This window comes from Kribbella sp. NPDC031520 (assembly GCF_055580825.1).
This window is the reverse complement of sequence record NZ_JBVIKS010000004.1, coordinates 572,361-593,072: the sequence shown is the minus strand read 5'-3', so window position 1 is coordinate 593,072 and position 20,712 is coordinate 572,361. Positions and strand designations below refer to the sequence as shown.

General features: G+C 67.5%; 16 protein-coding genes. 6 read left to right on the top strand and 10 right to left on the bottom strand.

Features of this window, described 5'->3' with window-relative positions; all coding sequences use genetic code 11:
* Positions 1-55: 55 nt before the first annotated feature.
* The 3 genes from ACZ5BU_RS23570 (at position 56) to ACZ5BU_RS23560 (ending at position 4,920) form a co-directional block, all read left to right on the top strand.
* Positions 56-1,093 (top strand): zinc-binding dehydrogenase, encoded by a 1,038-nt coding sequence (locus ACZ5BU_RS23570; RefSeq protein WP_465702117.1) that lies wholly within the window; start codon positions 56-58, stop codon positions 1,091-1,093.
* Between the two features lie 116 nt (positions 1,094-1,209).
* A complete protein-coding gene (locus ACZ5BU_RS23565; RefSeq protein WP_465702115.1) occupies positions 1,210-3,606 on the top strand; it encodes a penicillin-binding protein in 2,397 nt (798 codons plus the stop codon).
* Between the two features lie 51 nt (positions 3,607-3,657).
* The gene (locus ACZ5BU_RS23560; protein WP_465702113.1) at positions 3,658-4,920 is read left to right on the top strand and encodes an aspartate aminotransferase type Ic; all 1,263 of its coding nucleotides are present in this window, start codon (positions 3,658-3,660) and stop codon (positions 4,918-4,920) included.
* On the opposite strand, the gene ACZ5BU_RS23555 is transcribed toward ACZ5BU_RS23560, so the two are convergent.
* Entirely contained in the window at positions 4,911-5,423 is a 513-nt protein-coding gene (locus ACZ5BU_RS23555) for a PaaI family thioesterase (RefSeq protein WP_465702112.1), read from the bottom strand. The two genes, ACZ5BU_RS23560 and ACZ5BU_RS23555, sit on opposite strands and share 10 nt — an antisense overlap.
* A gap of 103 nt (positions 5,424-5,526) precedes the next feature.
* Between ACZ5BU_RS23555 and ACZ5BU_RS23550 the strand changes: the two genes are divergently transcribed.
* The gene (locus ACZ5BU_RS23550) at positions 5,527-6,141 is read left to right on the top strand and encodes an excalibur calcium-binding domain-containing protein (protein ID WP_465702110.1); all 615 of its coding nucleotides are present in this window, start codon (positions 5,527-5,529) and stop codon (positions 6,139-6,141) included.
* Here ACZ5BU_RS23550 and ACZ5BU_RS23545 read toward each other — a convergent pair.
* Both ACZ5BU_RS23545 and ACZ5BU_RS23540 read right to left on the bottom strand, forming a co-directional pair.
* Positions 6,081-6,959: a hypothetical protein gene (locus ACZ5BU_RS23545; protein WP_465702108.1), complete on the bottom strand. Its 879-nt coding sequence runs from the start codon at positions 6,957-6,959 to the stop codon at positions 6,081-6,083. The genes ACZ5BU_RS23550 and ACZ5BU_RS23545 overlap by 61 nt on opposite strands.
* 34 nt (positions 6,960-6,993) lie before the next feature.
* Positions 6,994-8,445, bottom strand: coding sequence for a tetratricopeptide repeat protein (locus ACZ5BU_RS23540; RefSeq protein ID WP_465702106.1), 1,452 nt, complete (start codon positions 8,443-8,445; stop codon positions 6,994-6,996).
* 254 nt (positions 8,446-8,699) lie between these two features.
* Between ACZ5BU_RS23540 and ACZ5BU_RS23535 the strand changes: the two genes are divergently transcribed.
* Positions 8,700-10,733 carry a phosphocholine-specific phospholipase C gene (locus ACZ5BU_RS23535; RefSeq protein WP_465702104.1) on the top strand — a complete coding sequence of 678 codons (2,034 nt, stop codon included), beginning with the start codon at positions 8,700-8,702 and terminating at the stop codon, positions 10,731-10,733.
* Between the two features lie 36 nt (positions 10,734-10,769).
* Here the strand turns inward: ACZ5BU_RS23535 and ACZ5BU_RS23530 are convergent, their stop codons facing one another.
* From ACZ5BU_RS23530 to ACZ5BU_RS23500, 7 genes are all read right to left on the bottom strand, one after another.
* Positions 10,770-11,657: an ABC transporter ATP-binding protein gene (locus tag ACZ5BU_RS23530; protein ID WP_465702102.1), complete on the bottom strand. Its 888-nt coding sequence runs from the start codon at positions 11,655-11,657 to the stop codon at positions 10,770-10,772.
* A complete protein-coding gene (locus ACZ5BU_RS23525; protein ID WP_465702101.1) occupies positions 11,654-12,463 on the bottom strand; it encodes an ABC transporter ATP-binding protein in 810 nt (269 codons plus the stop codon). The genes ACZ5BU_RS23530 and ACZ5BU_RS23525 overlap by 4 nt, the downstream gene beginning before the upstream one ends.
* A complete protein-coding gene (locus ACZ5BU_RS23520; protein WP_465702099.1) occupies positions 12,456-13,331 on the bottom strand; it encodes an ABC transporter permease in 876 nt (291 codons plus the stop codon). The genes ACZ5BU_RS23525 and ACZ5BU_RS23520 overlap by 8 nt, the downstream gene beginning before the upstream one ends.
* A 5-nt stretch (positions 13,332-13,336) precedes the next feature.
* Complete coding sequence (locus ACZ5BU_RS23515; protein ID WP_465702097.1) at positions 13,337-14,431, bottom strand: ABC transporter permease; 1,095 nt, start codon at positions 14,429-14,431, stop codon at positions 13,337-13,339.
* Positions 14,428-16,260, bottom strand: a complete 1,833-nt coding sequence (locus tag ACZ5BU_RS23510; protein ID WP_465702095.1) for an ABC transporter substrate-binding protein — start codon at positions 16,258-16,260, stop codon at positions 14,428-14,430. Before ACZ5BU_RS23510 ends, ACZ5BU_RS23515 begins: the two co-directional genes overlap by 4 nt.
* 239 nt (positions 16,261-16,499) lie before the next feature.
* Positions 16,500-19,415 (bottom strand): sacsin N-terminal ATP-binding-like domain-containing protein, encoded by a 2,916-nt coding sequence (locus ACZ5BU_RS23505; RefSeq protein WP_465702094.1) that lies wholly within the window; start codon positions 19,413-19,415, stop codon positions 16,500-16,502.
* Positions 19,416-19,424: 9 nt separating this feature from the next.
* The gene (locus ACZ5BU_RS23500; protein WP_465702092.1) at positions 19,425-19,856 is read right to left on the bottom strand and encodes a cupin domain-containing protein; all 432 of its coding nucleotides are present in this window, start codon (positions 19,854-19,856) and stop codon (positions 19,425-19,427) included.
* On the opposite strand from ACZ5BU_RS23500, the gene ACZ5BU_RS23495 reads away from it, so the two are divergent.
* Positions 19,857-20,693, top strand: coding sequence for an SGNH/GDSL hydrolase family protein (locus tag ACZ5BU_RS23495; RefSeq protein WP_465702090.1), 837 nt, complete (start codon positions 19,857-19,859; stop codon positions 20,691-20,693).
* The last annotated feature ends 19 nt before the right edge of the window (positions 20,694-20,712 follow it).

Genomic DNA, 20,712 nt, shown 5'->3' with positions numbered 1-20,712 from the left:
TTACCTGGAACGACAGGCACTGCCGCGGCCGTTCGGAACGGCCTTCACTGAAGCCATGCGAGCGACCTACATATACAGCGCCGGAGATGTGCGCGTCGTCGACGTACCGGATCCGGTGATCCAGCAACCAACGGACGCCGTGGTGCGGGTCGTACGGTCCTGCATCTGCGGCAGCGACCTGCATCCGTACCACAACCTTCCGGACACCCCGGGCGGCAAGACCATCGGCCACGAGTTCGTCGGCGTCGTCGAGGACGTCGGGCGGGAGGTGAGCACGCTGCGGAAGGGCGACTTCGTGATCGCGCCGTTCGCCTGGTCTGACGGGACGTGCGACTTCTGCCGTGAGGACCTGCAGACGTCCTGCCGGCACGGCGGCTTCTGGAACGCGAACGGAGTCGGCGGCGGCCAGGCGGAGGCGGTACGAGTACCGCTGGCAGACGGCACGCTGGTGAAGGTCCCCGGCGGTGCGGATCCCGCGCTACTCCCCTCTTTGCTCACGCTCTCCGACGTCTACGGCACCGGGTACCACGCGGCTCTGAAGGGCGGTGTGTCCGAGCGGACCACCGTCACCGTGATCGGTGACGGTGCGGTCGGGCTGCTCGCCGTACTCGCGGCCAGGCAGTTCGGTGCCGAGCGCATCGTTCTGATGGGCCGGCACAAGGACCGTACCGATCTCGGCGTCGAGTTCGGGGCGACCGACGTCGTGGCCGAGCGGGGTGCGGAAGGGATCGAGAAGGTTCGCGAACTCACCGGCGGCGACGGTACGCACGTCGTACTCGAGGCGGTCGGGCACCTGCCGGCGTACGAGCAGGCGCTCGGCGTGGTCCGGCCGGGCGGGGTGATCAGCCGCGTCGGCGTGCCGCAGTACGACGAGGCGCCGATCGGATTCGGCACCTTGTTCCTGCCGAACCTCACGCTCACCGGCGGTCCGGCCCCGGCGCGCGCGTACATCGAACGGCTGCTGCCCGGCGTCCTCGACGGCACGGTTGCCCCGGGCAAGGTCTTCGACCGGACGGTCGGCTTCGACGGCATCCCGGACGGCTACCGGGCGATGGACGACCGGACCGCCCTGAAGGTCCTGATCGAGCCGTGAGATGATCGCCTGGCAGTGAAGGCTTCGTCACTAAGGGTGAGATCGATGAGCCAATGTGTAAATTCTGTAACGAGGACACTCCCGGAAGGCCCCGGCCTCACGTAACCTGCCCAACCATGCACAGAGGCGAGCGACGGGCCAGGCGACCCAGTGTCGTGTGGTCGGTCTTCGTGTTCCTGGTCGCCAGTGCGGTGGCCGGGGCTCTGACGGCCGGGCTGGCCCTCCCGTTCGCCGGTCTGGTCGGCGTGACCACGGCGAAGGCGCACGACTCGGTCCAGTACCTGCCCCAGGACCTGGAGACCGCGCCGCTGGCCCAGAAGTCGATCATCCAGGACTCCGAAGGCCGCACCATCGCCACGCTGTACCAGCAGAACCGGACGCCGGTGACGCTCAAGCAGATCAGCCCGATCATGCTCAAGGCGATCGTCGCGATCGAGGACGACCGGTTCTACGAGCACGGCGCGCTCGACTTCAAGGGCACGCTCCGCGCGCTGCTGCGGAACAAGTCCGCCGGCGGCGTCCAGCAGGGCGGCTCGAGCATCACCCAGCAGTTCGTGAAGCAGACCCTGATCAACAAGGCCCGCACGCCGGAGGAGGTCAAGGAGGCGACCGCCGACACGTACGAGCGGAAGATCGCCGAGCTGCGCTACGCGATCGCCGTCGAGAAGCAGATGTCGAAGGGCGCGATCCTCAACGGCTACCTGAACCTCGCCTTCTTCGGTGACCGCTCGTACGGCATCGACGCCGCGGCCTCGCACTACTTCGGCGTGCACGCCGCCAAGCTCAACCTGCCGCAGGCCGCGATGCTCGCCGGGATCGTGAAGAACCCGAACGGGTACGACCCCATCGACAACCCGAAGCGCGCCAAGGCCCGCCGCGACGTCGTCCTGCGGCGGATGCAGGAACTGAACATCATCACCGCCAAGCAGGCCGCCGACGCGATCAAGACCCCGGTCCTCGACCCGGCGAAGGTCCAGCGGATCCCGAACGGCTGCGCGAACTCGAAGTACCCGTTCTTCTGCGAGTACGTCGTCTCGAAGCTGAAGGAGAACAACGGGTTCGGGAAGACGCCGGACGAGCGGGAGAACTACATCGAGACGTCCGGCCTGGTGATCAAGACGTCGCTGGACCAGCGAATCCAGGCGGCCGCCGCGACGTCGATCGCCGAGCACTCCAAGGCCACCGACGACGTGATCGGCGCGGTCACGATGGTCGAGCCGAACACCGGCCTGGTGAAGGCGATGGCGCAGAGCCGTCCGTACGGCGCGAAGAAGGGGCAGACGGCGTACAACTACAACGTCGAGAAGTCCTACGCCGGCGGCTTCGGCGGCTTCCAGAACGGGTCGACGATGAAGGCGTTCACGATCGCCGCCGCGCTCGCCCGCGGGGTGCCGACGACGTACCGGATCCGTTCGCCGCAGACCATCGACCTGAGCGGCAAGAACTTCAGCACCTGCAACGGCCCGACCTCGGCCGACAACTACGTCCCGAAGAACTCGACGAAGACCGTGCTCGACCCGTCGATGGTGGACGCGGCCCGCGCCTCGACCAACACCTACTTCCTGCAGCTCTCGCAGCAGATCGGCATCTGCCCGATCGCCACCATCGCCAACCAGCTCGGTATGTACGATGCCCAGCAGCTGAAGCCGCTCAAGCAGGTGGTGTCGTACACGCTGGGATCGGCCGGTCTGGTGACGCCACTGATGCTGTCCAACGCCTACGCGACGTTCGCGGCCCGCGGCATGTATTGCAGCCCGCAGGTCATCACGTCGATCACCTCGCTGAAGACCGGCAAGCAGATCCCCACCCCCGGGCCGAACTGCCACCGGGTGCTGTCGCCTGGTGTCGCGGACGGTGTCAACTACGTGCTGCAGCAGGTGATGGCCAAGGGCGGTACCGGTGGCAAGCTGAAGTTCGGCAACAGCGACCTGGCAGGCAAGACCGGTACCATCCAGAACAACCTCGCGGTCTGGTTCGCCGGGTACTCGACTCGGCTCGCGGCGGCCTCCGTCGTCGCGGACGCCGACCCGAAGATCGAGAACATGATCGGCCAGACGTTCGACGGCAAGAAGCTGAAGGACGCCTCCGGCTCGGGTACGGCAGGTCCGATCTGGGAGACCGCGATGCAGCTCGCGCTGCAGGGCGAGCCGAGCACCAAGTTCGTCAAGGCCGACGACAAGATCATCCGGGGCAACGTCAAGGACCTGCCCGACGTCAAGGGCATGACGCCCGCCGACGCCGCCACCAAGCTGCTGTCGATGGGCTTCCAGGTCCGCATGGACCACGGTCCCCAGGTCGACTCCGACGCGCCCGCCGGCACCGTCGCCTGGACCAACCCCCGCCAGGAGGACGGCGCCCCGGCCGGCTCGGTCGTCGTCCTGTTCATCTCCAACGGCAGTAAGGCTCTGCCTCCGACCCCACCGGTCACTCCCCCGGTCCCGCCACCGACGATCCCGCCCCCACCCACCTGCCCACCGTGGGACCCGAAGTTCCCCAAGTGCAGAGGCCGCTGAGGCAGTCACTAGGCTGGGGTCCAACACCTAGTACTTGTGAAAGGACTCCCCGTGAGTGTCGATGAGCTGACTGCCCAGGTTGAGCGTGCGCGCCAGGATTACGAAGCGTTGGTGGCCAAGGGGCTCAAGCTCGATCTGACGCGGGGGAAGCCGTCGCCCAAGCAGCTGGACGCAGCCAACGGGGTGCTCCAGCTGAGTGGGGATCCGGTGTCGGCGGACGGGACCGACCTGCGGAACTACGGTGGCCTGAACGGGCTGCCCGAGGTGCGGGCGATCTTCGCGGAGGATCTGCAGGTCCCGATGGAGCAGCTGCTCGCCGCGGGGAACTCGAGCCTCGAGCTGATGCACGACGCGGTCGTGTTCGCGTTGCTCGGGAAGGTTCCGGGCGCGGAGACCCGGTGGGCCGACGTCGAGGGGCTGTCGTTCCTCTGCCCGGTGCCGGGGTACGACCGGCACTTCGGGATCTGCGAGCGGTACGGGATCACGATGATCCCGGTGCCGATGACACCCGACGGCCCGGACATGGACGTGGTCGAGCGGCTGGTCGCCGGGGACGCCGCGATCAAGGGCATCTGGTGCGTGCCGAAGTACAGCAACCCGGACGGCACGGTGTACTCCGACGAGACGGTCCGCCGGCTCGCCGCGATGGAGACCGCGGCGCCGGACTTCCGGATCTTCTGGGACAACGCGTACGCCGTACACCACCTGACCGACTCCCCCGCGAAGCTGGCCGACGTGCTCGCGCTGTGCGCCGAGAACGGGCACCCGGACCGGGCGTTCGTGTTCGGGTCGAGCTCGAAGATCACGTTCGCCGGTGCGGGCGTCGCGTTCTTCGGGTCGTCCCCGGACAACATCAAGTGGTGGCTGAGCCACACGGTCAAGCGGAGCATCGGCCCGGACAAGATCAACCAGCTCCGGCACGTACAGTTCCTCCGCGACGCCGACGGGCTGCACAATCACATGCGTACCTTGGCCGAGCTGATCCGGCCGAAGTTCGACGCGGTCGACAAGATCCTCACCGCCGAACTCGGCGGCACCGGACTCGCATCCTGGACGGCACCCGCCGGCGGGTACTTCGTCAGCCTGCAGGTACCGGAGGGCTGCGCCCGCGAGGTGGTCGCCAAGGCGAAGGCGGCCGGCATCGCGATCACCCCGGCCGGCGCCACCCACCCGTACGGCGACGACCCGACCGACCAGACCATCCGGATCGCTCCGACGTACCCCGAACTGCCCGAGGTCGAGGCCGCAATCACCGGCCTCGCCACCTGCGTCCGCCTGGTCGCAAGCGAAAAGCTCCTGGCCGATCAGGCCTGAGGTAGTTCGAAGATCAGGCAGTTCGAGGTTGCGTGGGCGAGGAGTTTGCCGCGTTCGTCGTACAGGTGCGCTTCGGCGACCGCTGTACGGCGACCGCGGCTGATGATCCCGCCCTCGCAGCGGAGCAGGCCGGACTCGATCGTGACCGGCCTGATGAAGCGGGTCATCAGGTCGAGGGACGTGTAGCCGACGCCGGCCGGCAGCGTCGAGTGCACGGTGCAGCCGGCAGCCGTGTCGAGCAGGGTCGCGATGACGCCGCCGTGCACGGTGCCGAGCGGGTTGTAGTGGAACTCGGCCGCCGGCATCAGCACGGTGACCTTGCCCTCCTCGACCTCGAACCCGGTCCCGCCGACCAGATGCAGGATCGGTGGCGTGGGCAGTTCGCCGTCGCGCATCGCGCGCAGCATCTCCAGCCCGGACGATCGCCCGAGCCGCGCCGCGGTCTGCGCCGGGTCGGTCCATTCGAACGTCCGGCTCCGCACGCCCTGCTGAATCTCCGTCATGGAGCGAGCCTCACACCACCCGGCTGAGTCTGTCAACGAGACTTAGCTCTCCTGGGCACGTTCTCAGTGGATTGTGGATAGGCTGCCCTGCGGGAGGATCGAAGTGAGGCAGTTCAACACACCGCCGCAGTGGCCGTCACCACCGCGAGCGGACTGGCGGCCACCACGGCGCTGGCAACCACCTGAGTCCTGGCCTGCGCCGCCCCGAAGGTGGGCGTTCTGGGTCGACGAGCACGGCCGGCCGGTCCGGGGACCGATCGGCAGGTACGGCGGTACGCGCCCGATCACCGCCCTCGCGCTGGTCGTGGTACCGGCCGCGCTGATGGCGCTCGTACTGCTGAACCCGTTCGGCCACAACGATTCCACGACGACGGCCCCGCTGTACCACCCGACCGTCTCGGCGACGGCACCGCCGACGGCAACCCCGGTGGCGAAGCCAACCGTGCAGCGAACCGAGCGTCCGGCACGGCTGGAAATCACGACCCCGACGCCGACGCCGACTCGGTCGAGCACCACGACCAGTACGACACCCACGCCAACCGCCATGCCGCCAACACCGGCATCGACGCCGCCCCCGACGCCGACGGTCGTCGTGTACAAGAGCTGCGCCGAGGTCCGCGCCGCCGGCAAGGCACCGCTGCACCGCGGCGACCCCGGCTACTCGGAGGCGCTGGATCGCAACGGCGACGGCGTGGCCTGCGACCGCGGCAACTCCTGACGTAGTCCCTCGTTCCACAGCTCGGCGGTCTGGCTGATCCAGAACGCCGCGAACAACACGATGAGCGCGGCCTCGATCCCGAGGACCGAGTGCGCCCAGCCGAACAGCTTCGCCCACGCGAACATCAGCAGCGGTACGGCGACCATCGCGACCGCGATGACGGAGTACCGGTTGGCCCGTGAGCGCGGTACGCCATGCTTGCGCCGGAGTTGTTCGGCGTTCACAAGGACGACCACGACGATGCAGGCGAACATCACGATCGCGGCGGCGTAGTGCGCGTGCCCGATGAACCCGGGCCGGTCGACCAGGAACCAGGCCAGCCCGCCGCCGAAGATCAGCACCGCGACCCCGAGGCCGAGCATGTACAACGGAGTCCACTCGGCCGGGTCGAGGATCCGGTCACGGACGACGAAGACCGCGGTCAGCAGCAGGCACGGTACGCCGACCACGAACAGCGCGAGCATGTTGTTCGAGACGTTGGCGGCCGCGTCCCCGAGCACCACCGGTACCGAGTGGCAGTGCCCCTGCCCCGGCGTCGGCACCAGCGCGACGCCGGGCGCGAGCATGCCGGCCACGTTCAGCAGGATGTCCTCGGTCTCGGTGTTGCCCTTGAGCACCACCATGCAGACGCCGATCGTGATCAGGGCACCGACGAAGATCGCCCGGACCGGGGTGTAGTAGTACGCGCTGATCGACGTCTGCAGGCAGTGCGGGTCGGTCTTCGACCACTCGATCACCACCGCGGCGCCGAGCAGCACGATCATCGCCACCATCGCCATCCGCAGGTAGCGGTAGGTCTTGATCGGGTAACCGGTCATCGCGGGGCCCCCTCGGCGTGCACGCCCTGATTCACTATCGCACGACGAGTGCCCGGAACGCCTCCTGAATCGTTGCGGTCGTCGGCGTCACGTCCATGTCCCGATCGGGCGATCCGACGCCGTAGAAGGTCGTGAAGGAGATCGTCGCCGGACACGCCGAGCCGTTGATCTGCACCGTCGACTGGATGATCAACCGGCCGGTGCGGAGCTCGTACACGTCGACCGGTACGGCGATCTTGTGGAACGTCACCGACCGGAGGCCGAGGTAGCCCTTGATGCCTTGGTACTGGCAGGTGCGCACGGCCGGGCCCTGGCTCTTCTCCCCCGCGCAGACGACGAGCGCGGCGTTGTCGGCCGTCGTGCCCTTCCACTGCGACGGCAGCTTGCTCACGTAGGCGCTGGCGCCGGAGAACACTGCCCGGTTCACACCCGGCCGGAGCCGTGGTGCGGGGCTGAACCTCGCCGGCGTCGAGCAGTACTCGCCGGAGGCGACGAGACCGCGTACGCGCGCCAGCTCCGCGAGGATCTTCGCCTGCAGGATCTCGTAGTCGGCCTTCTTGATCCCCGCGCGAGCACGGTCCGTCTGCTTGGCCTGCGGGTAGCGCATCACGAGCTGGGCGTAGATGCTGCGCGCGTTCGGCCAGTCCTTGGCGGCGGCCAGCGTGTCGCCGCAGCCGAGGAGCGCGTCCGGCTCGATCCGCGGGACGACCACGTTGGCCTGGTCGAGGATGTTGCCCGCCTTCGTACGGGCCCGCAGCCAGTTGCTGACCGTCAACGTCTGGCACGGGTCCTTCAGCGGCAACCCTTTCAGGAACTCGTCCAGTGCGGCTTGCACGGTGTGCTCCTGGTTGGGCTGCGCGAGGACGGAGGCCAGGGTGTCGAATCCCGCCTGCATCCCGTTGACATCGACCGCCGACGTCGCGGTCCGCAGCGTGTCGGCGGCCTGATCGATCCGGTCGCAGGCGGCCACGTCGGTCTCGACGCGGGTGGTCAGTGGCGCGTCGCCGATGCGATGCCCGACGTTGTACTTCGCCTGCGCAGTCCGTACCCCGTCGCAGGTGCCGGCGTCCCGCGCCGCGACGGCTTCCTTGTCGATCCGGTGTACGTCGTACCGCTCGAACGCGACGCCCGCGAACACCAGCAGCGTGACGCCGAGGGCGACCAGCCGCTTGGTGAGGTTGGCCGCCCGCAGCGGTTGCCGGCTCGCCAGAAACCAGCCGTGGACGACTTGCAGCAGACCCCAGCCGATCAGGGCGAACTCGTACCCGGACGCGCGCTGGGTGCACAGCAGTACGACAAGGATCGTCGTACCGAGGAGACCGATGGCACCGAAGAGCAACCGGCGAATGAGGAAGTATCCCAGCCCCAGCAGCGAAGCGTTGCCCAGCGCAACAGCCAGGGGATCGTGGACGTAGGTCGACGGCAGTTTGGGTGGCGGTCCCGCGTACGGGAGACCAGTCGGCGGCGGTAACTGCTGGTAGCTCATCTGACCAAGTGTGACTGGTCCAGGGTGTAACCGCAGCTCGAAATGCCACCTTCTGTCACGTCCCGGCGGCGGGGGTACACCCGGGCGACATCTGGTGGTCGGCCGCCGGTCAAGTAGTGGGTGAATCGTGCGAAGGCGAGGCTGGAGCAGTAGGCGACATACCACACCTGATTCGTCCCGCCAGCACCTTCCGCGGGTCCGGACGATCGGTCTAGGGTGCCGGAGGCTCCACCCGCCCCGACAAGGAGACCCAGATGCCAGACATCAACCGCCGGAGGTTCCTGCAGCTGGCCGGTAGCTCGGCCGCGTTCGCCGCGATGGCGAACAGCATCGAGCAGGCCGCCGCGATCCCCGCGCACCGCCGGTTCGGCAACATCCAGGACGTCGAGCACATCGTCGTCCTGATGCAGGAGAACCGCTCGTTCGACCACTACTTCGGCACGCTCAACGGTGTTCGCGGGTACGGCGACCCGCGGCCGGTGACGATGCCGAGCGGTAAGCCGACGTTCTACCAGAAGAACGCGCTCGGCAAGGAGATCCTGCCGTTCCGGCCGGAGGCGGACAACCTCGGGCTGCAGTTCATCCAGGACCTCGCGCACAGCTGGCCGGACGCGCACGCCGCGTTCAACAACGGCCGGTACGACCAGTGGATCCCGGCGAAGACGACGACCACGATGGCGTACCTGACCCGTGAGGACATCCCGTTCCACTACGCGCTCGCGGACAAGTTCACGCTCTGCGACGCGTACCACTGCTCGTTCATGGGTTCGACCGACCCGAACCGCTACTACATGTGGACCGGGTACACCGGTAACGACGGCACCGGCGGCGGCCCGGTCCTCGGCAACGACGAGGCCGGCTACAGCTGGACGACGTACCCGGAACGGCTCGAGCAGGCCGGGGTCTCGTGGAAGATCTACCAGGACGCCGGCGACGGGCTGGACGCGGCCGGCGGCTGGGGCTGGATCGACGACGCGTACCGCGGGAACTACGGCGACAACTCGTTGCTGTACTTCGACAACTACCGCAACGCGCAGCCCGGGAACCCCTTGTACGACAAGGCTCGCACAGGTACGAACGCGAAAGCCGGCGAGAGCCTGTTCGCCCAGCTCGCAGCTGACGTGAAGAACAACCAGCTGCCGAAGATCTCCTGGATCGCGGCGCCAGAGGCGTTCACCGAGCACCCGAACTGGCCGGCCAACTACGGCGCCTGGTACATCTCCCAGGTCCTCGACGCGCTCACCGCGAACCCCGAGGTGTGGAGCAAGACCGCGCTGTTCATCACGTACGACGAGAACGACGGCTTCTTCGACCATGTCGTCCCGCCGTTCCCCCCGATGTCCTCGTCACAAGGCCTGTCCACGGTCGATCCCACCCTCGATCTGTACACCGGCGCGAAGGCCGCACACGGCCAGTACGGCTTGGGTCAGCGGGTCCCGATGATCGTCGTGTCGCCGTGGAGCACCGGCGGTTACACCTGCTCCGAGGTGTTCGACCACACGTCGATCATCCGCTTCATGGAGTCCCGCTTCGGCGTCCACGAGCCGAACATCTCGCCGTGGCGGCGCGCGGTCTGCGGTGACCTGAGCTCGGCCTTCGACTTCGGTACGTCGGCAACGCAGCCCGCGACGCTCCCGGACACCAGCGCGTACCAGCCGCCGGACAACAAGCGGCACCCGGACTACGTACCGACACCGCCGGCGGCCGGCAAGCTTCCGGCCCAGGAACGCGGCCGCCGCCGCACGCGTCCGTTGCCGTACGCACCGGTCGTCGACGGTACGGTTGCCGATGGCAAGTACAAGCTGACGTTCAGCTCGGGCCCGCAGGCCGGCGCGCAGTTCCTGATCACGTCCGCGAACCGCACCGACGGCCCGTGGACGTACACCACCGAGGCCGGCAAGACCGTCGCCGACAGCTGGAACCCGATCTACTCCGGCGGCGTCACCGACCTCACCGTCCACGGCCCGAACGGCTTCCTCCGCACCTTCAAGGGCAAGCCCGCAACGGCCCTCGAGATCACCGCCCGCGAGAACGCGACCACCGGCGACGTCGAGCTCACCTTCACGTCCGGCGCCGCCCGCCGCGTCACCGTCACCAACTCGTACGGCGGCTCGTCCACGGCGCTCGACCTCTGCAAGGGCACCACGAAGTACACCGTCACCACCACGACCCGCTGGTACGACGTCTCGGTCAGCACTGCCGACGACACCACCTACCTCCGCCGGTTCGCCGGCCACGTCGAGACCGGCGTGCCCGGCCTCAGCGACCCCGCGATCAAGACCGTCTAGAACAGGCCCGTCTAGAACAAGCCCGGAGGCCCCGGTCTAGATGATCGGGGCTTCCGGGGCGGTCGTGTCGCCGGGTGTCTTGTCGTCGAGGTGGTCGAGTTCGTCGACGGCGATCCGGGTGGTCCAGCGTTGGTCCGGGTCCGGCTGCGGGATCGAGTCGAGCAGGAGTTTGGTGTACGGGTGGGAGGGCTCGTGCATCACCGTGGAGACCGTGCCGCGTTCGACGATCTGACCCTTGGTGATGACCATGACCTCGCCGCCCAGGTAGTAGACCGTGGACAGGTCGTGGGTGATGAACAGCGTGGTCATGCCGTGTTCGCGCTGGAAATCGAGCAGGATATCGAGGAAGTGCTTGCGGACCTGGGCGTCCAGCATCGACACCGGCTCGTCCGCGATGATGAACGACGGCCGCAGCATGTGGACGCGGGCCAGCATGATTCGTTGCCGTTGGCCACCGGAGAGCTGGTGCGGGTAGCGGCCGAGGACGTTCTCCGGTTCGAGCCGGACCGCGCGCAGGGACTCCTCGATCAGCTCGAGGCCCTTGGCCCGGGTGCCGGCCAGTTTGAACTTCTTCACCGCCTTCCACAGCACGCGGTCGACCCGGTAGAACGGGTTGAAGATCGCGTACGGGTCCTGGAAGACCGGTTGGACGTCGCGCCGGTACTCGTCGTACTCGGCCCGGCTGAGTTTGAAGATGTCCTTCCCGTCGTACAGTACCGATCCGGCCGTCGGCTTCTGCAGACCGAGGACGTTGCGGGCGATCGTGCTCTTCCCGCTGCCGCTCTGCCCGACCAGGCTGACGATCTGCGGCGGCGACGCGGCCAGGCTGAAGCTCACGTCGTCGACCGCGGTGATGTAGCCCTCGGCGACCCCGCGGGCGTGGAATCGTTGCTGTACGCCACGAAGTTCGAGCTCTGACTTCACGATGCCCTCCTGCCGAACTTCGGAATCGACTCGATCAGCTGCCGGGTGTACGGATCCTGCGGATCCTTGAACACCTGCCGTACGTCGCCCACCTCGACCAGCTGTCCTTCGTACATCACCGCGACGCGGTCGGCGAGCTGTGCGTGCACGCCCATGTCGTGCGAGATGACCATCAACGTGACACCGAAGTCGGTCCGCAGGTCCGCGAGCGACTGCAGGATCACCCGCTGGATCGTGACGTCCAGCGCGGTGGTCGGCTCGTCCGCGATCACCAGGTCCGGTTCGAGCGCGACCGCGATCGCCATCAGTACGCGCTGTTTCATCCCGCCGGACAGCTCGTGCGGATACATCCGGCCGACGCGTGCCTCCAGTCCGACCTGTTCGAGCAGCCGCGGAACCAGCTCGTCCAGTGAGTCCTTGCGGCTCGGGGCGTGTTCCAGGATCACGTCCTTGAACTGATCGTGTACCCGCATGACCGGGTTCAGCGAGCTCATCGAACCCTGCGGGAGGTAGGACAACGCCGACCACCGCAGGACCCGCAGTTCTTCGCCGTGCACCTTCAGCAGATCCACAGGCGACCGCCCGGCCGGGTGGAACATCACCGATCCCCCGGTCACCTTGCCCGGTGCCTTGAGGAGCCGGAGCAACGCGACCGCGAGCGTGCTCTTCCCGCTGCCCGACTCCCCGGCGATCCCGAGGATCTCACCCCGTCGTACGTCGAGATCGATACCGCGGACCGCCTTCACGTCGCCGCGGTTGGTCGAGTAGACGACCTCGAGCCCCTTGACTTCGAGAACGCTATTCACCGGCCACTCCCCTCAGCCGCGGGTTGTAGACCTCTTCGAGGCCGATGTTCACCATGTTCAGCGCCGCGAACAGCAACGTCAGCAACCCGATCGGGACCACGAACATCGGCCACGCCCCCAGCGTCAGCGCACCGGTACCGATCGCGTTGAAGATGATCTGCCCGAGGTCGATCACCCCGCCCGGCCCGAGGCCGATGATCTCCAGGCCGACCAGGCCGAAGATCGCGCCGAGCGCCGACGACGCGAACCCGACGCCGATGAACGGCAGCAGGTTCGGCAGCAGCTCGGTCACGATGATCTCCACGTCGCGGGCCTTGCTGACCCGGGCGAGGTCGACGTACGGCCGCGTCCGCAGGCTGAGCACCTGCGAGCGGATCGTCTTGGCCGCGAACGGCCAGGAGAAGATCGAGATCATCACCCCGACCTGGAACAGGCTGACGTTCTTCGCGTACGCCGACAGCGCGATCAGCAACGGGAACGTGGGGATGACCAACAGGATCCCGGTGAACGTCGACAGGATCCCGTCGATCCAGCCGCCCTTGTACCCGGCGACGAACGCCACGATCACGCCGACGACGGTGGAGATCACCCCGGCGATCGCCCCGATCTGCAGCGACACCGCGAGCGCCTTCACCACCATCGCGAACACGTCCCGCCCGAACTGATCGGTCCCGAGCAGATGATCCGGCCCAGGCACCAGCCACTTGTCGTACGCCGCCAACTCGATCGGATCCTGCCCCCCACCGATCGCCTTCACGATCAACGGGCTGAACAGGGCGATCAGCACCAGCAGCGCCAGGATGATGAGCCCGGTCGCCAGCCGCCGGCTGTTTCGGATCGTTCGCAGTACCGCGGTCAGTAGTCTCATCGTCATCACTTCCAGTACTTCACGCGCGGATCGAGCAGCGGAAGTAGCAGGTCCAGCAGCAGGACGGCGGTCAGCACCGAGAAGATCGCGATGTCGGTGACGCCGAGGATCGTGTTGAAGTCGAGTTGCTGGATCGCGGTGACCAGGGTGGTCCCGAGACCTGGGTAGTTGAACAGCTGCTCGACCAGGACGTTGCCGTTGAAGATGAAGCCGAGCGAGATGCCGAACGCGGTGATCTGCGGCAGGTAGCAGTTCCGCAGCGCGTACCGGGTCAGGATCCGGCGGCCCTTCAGCCCCTTCGCCTCGGCGTACACCAGGTAGTCCTCGCCGAGGATCGGGATCATCAGCATCCGGGTGGACAGGATCCAGCTGAACGTCCCGATGATCACGATCGACAACCCCGGCAGCAACCCGTACTTCAGGACGCTGCCGATGAACGCGAAACTGATCCCGGGATTGATGTTGGAGTCGTACGCCGATCTCGCAGGCAACAGGCCCATCGAATACGCGAAGATGTACACCAGGATCAGCGCGACGAAGAAGTACGGAACGTGCGACAGTGCGATCGACAGGTTGGTGGCGATCGCGGAGCCGAGCTTGCCGCGCCGCCAGCCGGCGATAGCGCCGATGACCATCCCGAGGATCCACGCCAGCACGGCGGAGATGCCGAGCAGACCGATTGTCCACGGCAACGACCGCAGGATCACCGTCTGCGCCGGGGTCGGGTAGTTGATGAGCGAAGGCCCGAGATCACCGTGCAGGACCAGCTTCTCCATGTACTTGAAGTACTGGGTCAGCAGGTTCCCGTCCAGCCCGAACTCGTGCCGGTAGCGGGCGATGAGCTCCGTACTCGCCTGTGCGTTGTAGACGTAGTTCTGCTGCAGGGTCTGGATCAAGGTCTGGACGGGATCTCCCGGCATCATCCGGAAGAAGAAGAACGCGATCGTCAGCGCTCCCCACAGCTCCACCAGGTAGAGACCGAACCTGCGGATGGCGTACGCCGCCAGCGGATGCCGAGACAGCCAGGCCCGCACCCCGGAACGGGATGCGGAGTCCTGGCTCTTGTCCACAGCAACCACCGGCGGGGCTTCCGCCGTCACGCCGGTCCCTTCTGCCCGGTGGCGCTGATCTTGCCGAGCACGAAGATGAAGTGCGGCCACCAGTTCAGCGGCACCTCGTACAGGTTGTCGTCGGTCGGCCAGTCCTTCCAGAACGCCGTGTTGAAGTACGACGGGTAGCCGGTCTGGATCGAGGCGAGCAACGGCAGCTGCTGGAAGTAGATCTCCAGCGCCTTGTCGAGCAGGGGCTTGGCCTCCGGCGAATCCGGGTTGAGCTGGCCCAGCTGATCGATGGTCTTGTCGAAGTCGGGGTTGCGGAACCGCATCTTGTTCTTGCCCGCCGAGTTCTTGCCGATCGGCTGGTACTTGTCGCTGGTCCAGTCGGTGTACAGCTGCACCGGGTCGATCGCGAAGCCGGCCCAGTTGGAGTCGATGTCGTACTCGCCGCGCTGGAACTTGTCGTCGTGGACGCTGCCGGCCAGGCTGCGCAGCGTGGCCGGCACGCCGACCTTGCCCAGCTGGGTCTTCAGCAGGTTGGCGATCGCGTACTCCGGGCCGTCGACCGGCGAGACCGTGATGATCTCGAGGTTGATCTCCTTGCCCTTGTACGTCCGCTTGCCGGCCGCGTTCTTCGGCGCGATCTCGTCCAGCATCTGACTCGCCTTGTCAGGGTTGAACTCGAACTTGTACTTGTTCGCGAGATCGTCGTTCTTCCACTTGTCGTTGGTCGGGTAGTCCGCCCACGGGTACTGCGCCGGCGGGACCTTGACCGGCCAGATCGAGTTGCCGATCTTCTCCCGGTCGATGCAGTAGTTGATCGCCCAGCGCATCTTCGGCTCCGCCATCACGCCGCGCGCCGGGTCGCAGTTCAGCCAGAGAACCCGTGGGTTCGGGTCGTGGAACTGCGTCGTCACGAGGTTGGGGTAACCGGTGTTCCGCAATTGCTTGGCGTGCGGCTCGTCGACCGAGCCGACGTCGAACTCGGCGCGCTCGAACGCCAGCGACGCCTGGTCGAGCTGCTTCGACGTGCTCTGGAACACGACGTACTGTGGTTTGACGTCGAGCTTGTCCTTGTTCCAGTAGTTCGGGTCCTTCTCCCAGATGAACATCTTCTGGTTCCGGATCGCCTGCTTCAGCTTGTACGGGCCGCTGCGGACCGGCGGGTTGTCCTTGTACTTCGTCGGGTCCTGCGACTTCCAGATGTGCTCGGGCATGATGTTGTTCGGCGCCCCGGCGATCGCGGCGATGAAGTTGTAGTGGAAGCGTGGCGCCGGCTTCAGGAAGCTGACCACCGCGGTGTGCGGGTCGGGAACGTCGACGGACTTGACGAACTCCTTCAGGTCGCCACCACCCCCGAACAGGTCCGGGCGGTCCTTCAGCAGCATCACGGTGAACTTGAAGTCGTTCGCACCCAACGGCTGACCGTCGTTCCAATGGGCCTTGGGATCGAACTTCATGGTCAGCTCGGTGAAGGCGTCGTTGTACTTGTACTCGGTCGCCAGCCACGGCGTGAGCTTGCCGGTGGCGAAGCTGAGGAAGAACAACGGCTCCGTGCTCAACTCGACGCCGGCGCCCGAGGGCGAACCGTTCGGGATCATGCCGTTGAAGCTGTCGAAGACCGTGTAGTCGACCTGGCCGACGATGACCGTCTGGTCGCGTGGGACCGGGATGTTCGCCTTGCCGATCTGGATGGACTTGGTGGCGACAGGCTTGTTGTTCGCCGGCTTGTCGGAGTACGAGCCACCACCGGAACAGGCGGCGAGGAAGGCGGTCAACGCTGCCGCACCACCGCCCATCATGGCTCGACGGCTCAACTGGTACCGGACGACGTCTTCGACATCTTCGTACTGCGGGCGCGGCGCGTCATTCATGATGAATGTCACCTCCGTTGACGTTGCATGGACAGGCGGATCACCGACCGAGAGGTGCCACGGACTATAAGTAGCGTTGACAACGTTGACAAGAGTTCGTTCCCACGTTGCAACCGCAACGTCATATCCGCAGATCAGTCGATATATCAACCTTTGACAACGTTGCTCGCTCTGGGTGACGCCTCTAGGCGGAAACGCTTCCAACCATCGTCACGCGGTGTGCCGACGGCCGGATCCGGTCAGTCGTAGACCGCGTCGGTCAAAAGCTCGACGGAACGGTCCGGTTCGTTGAGAACCGCGCGGATCACATGCCGCCGGTCCCAGCGCCCGGCGGCCCACGCGAGCGCCTTCGCCAGCCCGTCGAACGTCGCCGCATGCGGCGCGCCGTCCGCGTCCACCCACCAGGAGACCTCAACGCCGTCGACCGTGAGCTCCTCGTGCTCCCACCAGCCGGCCGGCACCTCGGGGACCAGTTCGCGGACGAGCGGCGGTACGTCGGCCGCCGTACCGGTGCCGTCGATCTTGCCTTCGGCAACTTCTTGGGCGAGCGGTACGTCGAACAGGTCGCTGAGCCCGTCCGCGGTCGCGCCGGAGCCGATCACGAACCCGCCGAGGTCGTCGCGCTGCACCCACATCGGGCCGTCCACGACGACCGCGTGGTCGGCGTCCACGACTCGGGTGCCGCCGTCCGGATCGAGTACCCGTACCTGCGCGGGCGCCTCGCCCGGGAACACCGCGAGTGTGCCGAGGCGGGACCAGAGCCGGAGGATCGCGGCCTCGTCGATGTCCCGGTCCGGGTCGGCCAACCGGTCGAGGACGAGTGCGAGGCCGGCGGCGTCCAGGTCGCCGACGTCGCGGACCAGGCCGATCGCTGTGCGGACCTCGGGGTCGAGATCTGCCGTCCAGCCGGGTGGTTCGTCGAGGAAGGTGGCGAGGACCGGTTCGGCGTCCGGGTCGGCGCGACCCGCGAGCTGGTCGACGTGTTCACGGATCCACCAGGCGGCGTACGACGGTACGTCGCGCGGGCGGTCGTCCGGGCCGACGACGCGGACCTGGGTGACGAGGGCGCGGCGCAGGGCGGGGTCGGAGCCCAGTACTTGCAGGGCTTTCGGCCAGTCGGTGATCCAGTCGAGGTCGCGGATCACCTCGAGTTCGCCGACCGTCGCGCCGTACGGAGAGCCGCCGGGCGCCACGTCGTACACCCAGTCGTCGATCGCGTCGAGGTCCTGGAGCGATTCGGGGAGGTTGTCGAGGGCGACGTCGGACGCGGTGACGACGGCGAGGGTGCTGAGGACAGCTTCCAGGGCGGGGCGGCCGTAGCGGTCGACGACCTCGTTCGCGACCGGCGCGACCTCGTCGGGGTCGAGGACCGCGTGCGCGGCCGAGCCTGGGATCACCAGGGCGTTCGCGGGGACGAGGTCGCCGTCGGCGTCGCGCAGGGCCAGATCGGAGAGCCACCAGAGGCCGTCGGCCTGAGTGGGGTCGGCGGCGACCAGGCTGAGTACGGCGTGCGCGATCGCGTCCGGGTCCGCTGCGTCGGCGGAATGCTCGACCGCGGTCCGGACCGCGCTGTCCTCGAGGAGGGTACGCGTAGTCGCGGGGATCGCGCCGAGGCGTTCGAGGGCTGGGGCGACGGCGTCCGGGTGAACGACGCGTACGCCGTACTCGCTGAAGGCGGTGAGCGTGTCGAGCGGGATCTCGGGACCGGGCAGGAGCAGCCCGCGCGCACCGCGGACTAGCCGACCGTCGGCGAGCGGGACGGGGAGGGTTCCGAGCGACTCGCGGAGCAGCGGATCGGTGACCATCTCCGCGAGGGAGGTGTAGAGGGTGCGCCACCAGCCCGGCGGTTCCTCTCCCCCAAGCTGATCCACGACCTCAGCCAGCTCAAGTCGCCTTACCTGCAAGGCATCCAACGCCTGCCGGTCCGCCCGACGCTCACCGATCAAGCCCACGACAAGCGACGCCAAGACCCCGTTGAACGCGTCATCGGCCCCCTCGACCACGACGGCATCCCGAGGCCGCAACAACCCCCCTCGAAGCATCGCGGTCCCCGGTAGCCAGTGCAGGATCTCTTCGCGGAGCATTCGGTCCAACGTGCCTGCAGCCAGACCAGTTGGCACCAGACCGAGGACATCATCGCCGGCCTCGGCGCGGCTGTGCAGCAGCTCGGCGTACGCCGTCGCGGCCTCCCGCACCAGGCGGTCCGTCAACGGGCCCTTCGCGACATGCCGTCGGGTCGAGTCCAGCGGGAAAGTTGCCAAGAGCAACGCTTCCAGCGACAGCGGTTCGTCGGTGGGAGTGGGTGCGTGGACGACGGTCGGTGGGGTGCGATCGGCGCGAGGAAGCGCCCAGACGACCGACCAGGTCGGGCGGGTGCGTTCTTCGGTGGGACGATCCGCGAAGAGTTGCTCGCGTTCGGCGGGAGTGAAGACGCCGCCGGCGCGGTGGATGTACCAGCGATCCTCGACGTTCTCGAGGACGCGGCGGACGTCGTCGGTGTCGATCTCGATGCGGTCGAGTCCAGGAAGTGCGAGGAGAAGGGCGTCGTCAGCTTCCGCGAGCAGACGCCGTACGAGCGCGACCGCGGCCTCGTCCCGCAGCGGCAGGATGACCGCAGTATCGTACCCGGCCGGCGGCTCACCCTCGGCCTCGAACGGAAGCCGAAGTACCGGCACCTGCCCGTCGCGGCGGCGCACCTCGGTCTCCAACGACGCCAGTTCGGCAACCGCCGCCGCAGTATCCGCCTTCGAGAACCGCACTCCCCCGGTCCGCGACAACACCACCGGCTCGTCCGTCACCGCGAGCACAGCGGAGAACCCGACACCGAACCTCCCGACCGGACCTGCGTCGTCTCGCTTCGCGGACGCGCGAAGGGTCGCGAGCGACTGCACGCCCTCGGCGTCGAGTGGTGCGCCGGTGTTGGCGACTACGAGGGTGGTTCCCCGGAGCTCATAGAGCACACGTCCCGCCGCCCCGGCGCGGGCGGCGGCGTCGGCGGCGTTCTGCGCCAGCTCGATGACGACCCGATCGGCGTACCCTCCGAGAGCCAGCTCCTCCTCGGCGTTAGCGTCCTCGCGGAAGCGAACAGGAGCCGCCGCCCATCCGGCCAGCACCCGTTCGCGGATTCCCGTCGTACCGAAGGCATCGTCAGTCACGGCGGCAGGCTACTGGAACGGACACCCCGGATTCGCCGCGTCCTCGGACAGCGGACTGCCCGCCGGCAGTACGTACAGGACGTCGAGTACGAGCGGCTTCGTCCCCAGGTTGCGCCCGAGGTGCACGTGGTCCGATCCGCTCGGCTCCGTGAACGCGGCGCCGGCGCGGTACACCCCGTCGGTCTGGCAGTTCGAGCCGGAGTGCGTCAGCGTCCCCGCCTTCACGAACGCGTACAGAGTCCCGTCGTGAAAATGCCACCCGGTGGTGCCGCCTGGCTGGATGGTGATCTCGCGCAGTACGTACTCGGTCCGCCCGATCGTCGACTGGGAGATGATCGTCGCGGTGACTCCTGAGCTCGGCGTCGCGTCGGCCGCAGACGGGATCAGGCCGATCGCCAGTCCGCCGGCGGCCAGGGCGGCGAGCGCTCCCCGAGTGAACATGTGGTGTTCCCTTCGCTCTATTGTGATCCGGTGATCCCATCGGGCAGTCGGTATGTCGCGCTTGGCAGTTCGTTCGCGGCCGGGCCGGGGATCAGGCCGATGGTAGAGGCGGCCGCGGGTCGTTCGGGCCGTAACTACGCGCACTTGGTTGCCGCCGAGCTCGGTCTCGATCTGGTCGACGTCACGTACTCCGGCGCCACTACCGCGCACCTCCTCGACACCCCGCAGAACGACGCCCCGCCGCAGCTCGACGCGCTGACCCCGGACACCGCGCTGGTCACGATCACGGTCGGCGGCAACGATCTCGAGTACGTCGGTACGTTCCTGCGCGGGAGTTTCCTCAACACGGTCGCGAAGCCGGCCACGATCTTCGGCCGCCGCGTCGCGAACCGGATCCGCGCGCGGGTCAGCTACCTCAAGGACGAGGCCGCGTACCAGACCGTCGCGGACGCCCTGACGACCGTCGTCGAGCGCGCTCGCGAACGTTCGCCCGAGGCGCGGATCATGCTGGTCGACTACCTGAGCCTGGTCGGCCCGGCCACCCGCCCGCGCCTCGACGTACCGCTGAACGAGGAACAGCTGCCGAGCATCGCGACGATGGCCGACGGACTCGCCGCCTCGTTCGCGAAGGCTGCCGCGGCCACCGGCGCGGACTTGATCGCCGCGTCGGCGGCCAGTCGTGACCACGCGATCGGCTCCGCCGAACCATGGACGACCGGGTTCACGCTGCTGCCGCCGAACCTGGGCGGTTTCGTCCCGTACCACCCGAACGCTGCTGGAATGCGCGCGGTCGCAGACCTGATCCTGGAAGACCTCCGCCCAGCCTCCAAAGCTTGAACTTGCGGCGGCGGCCGGC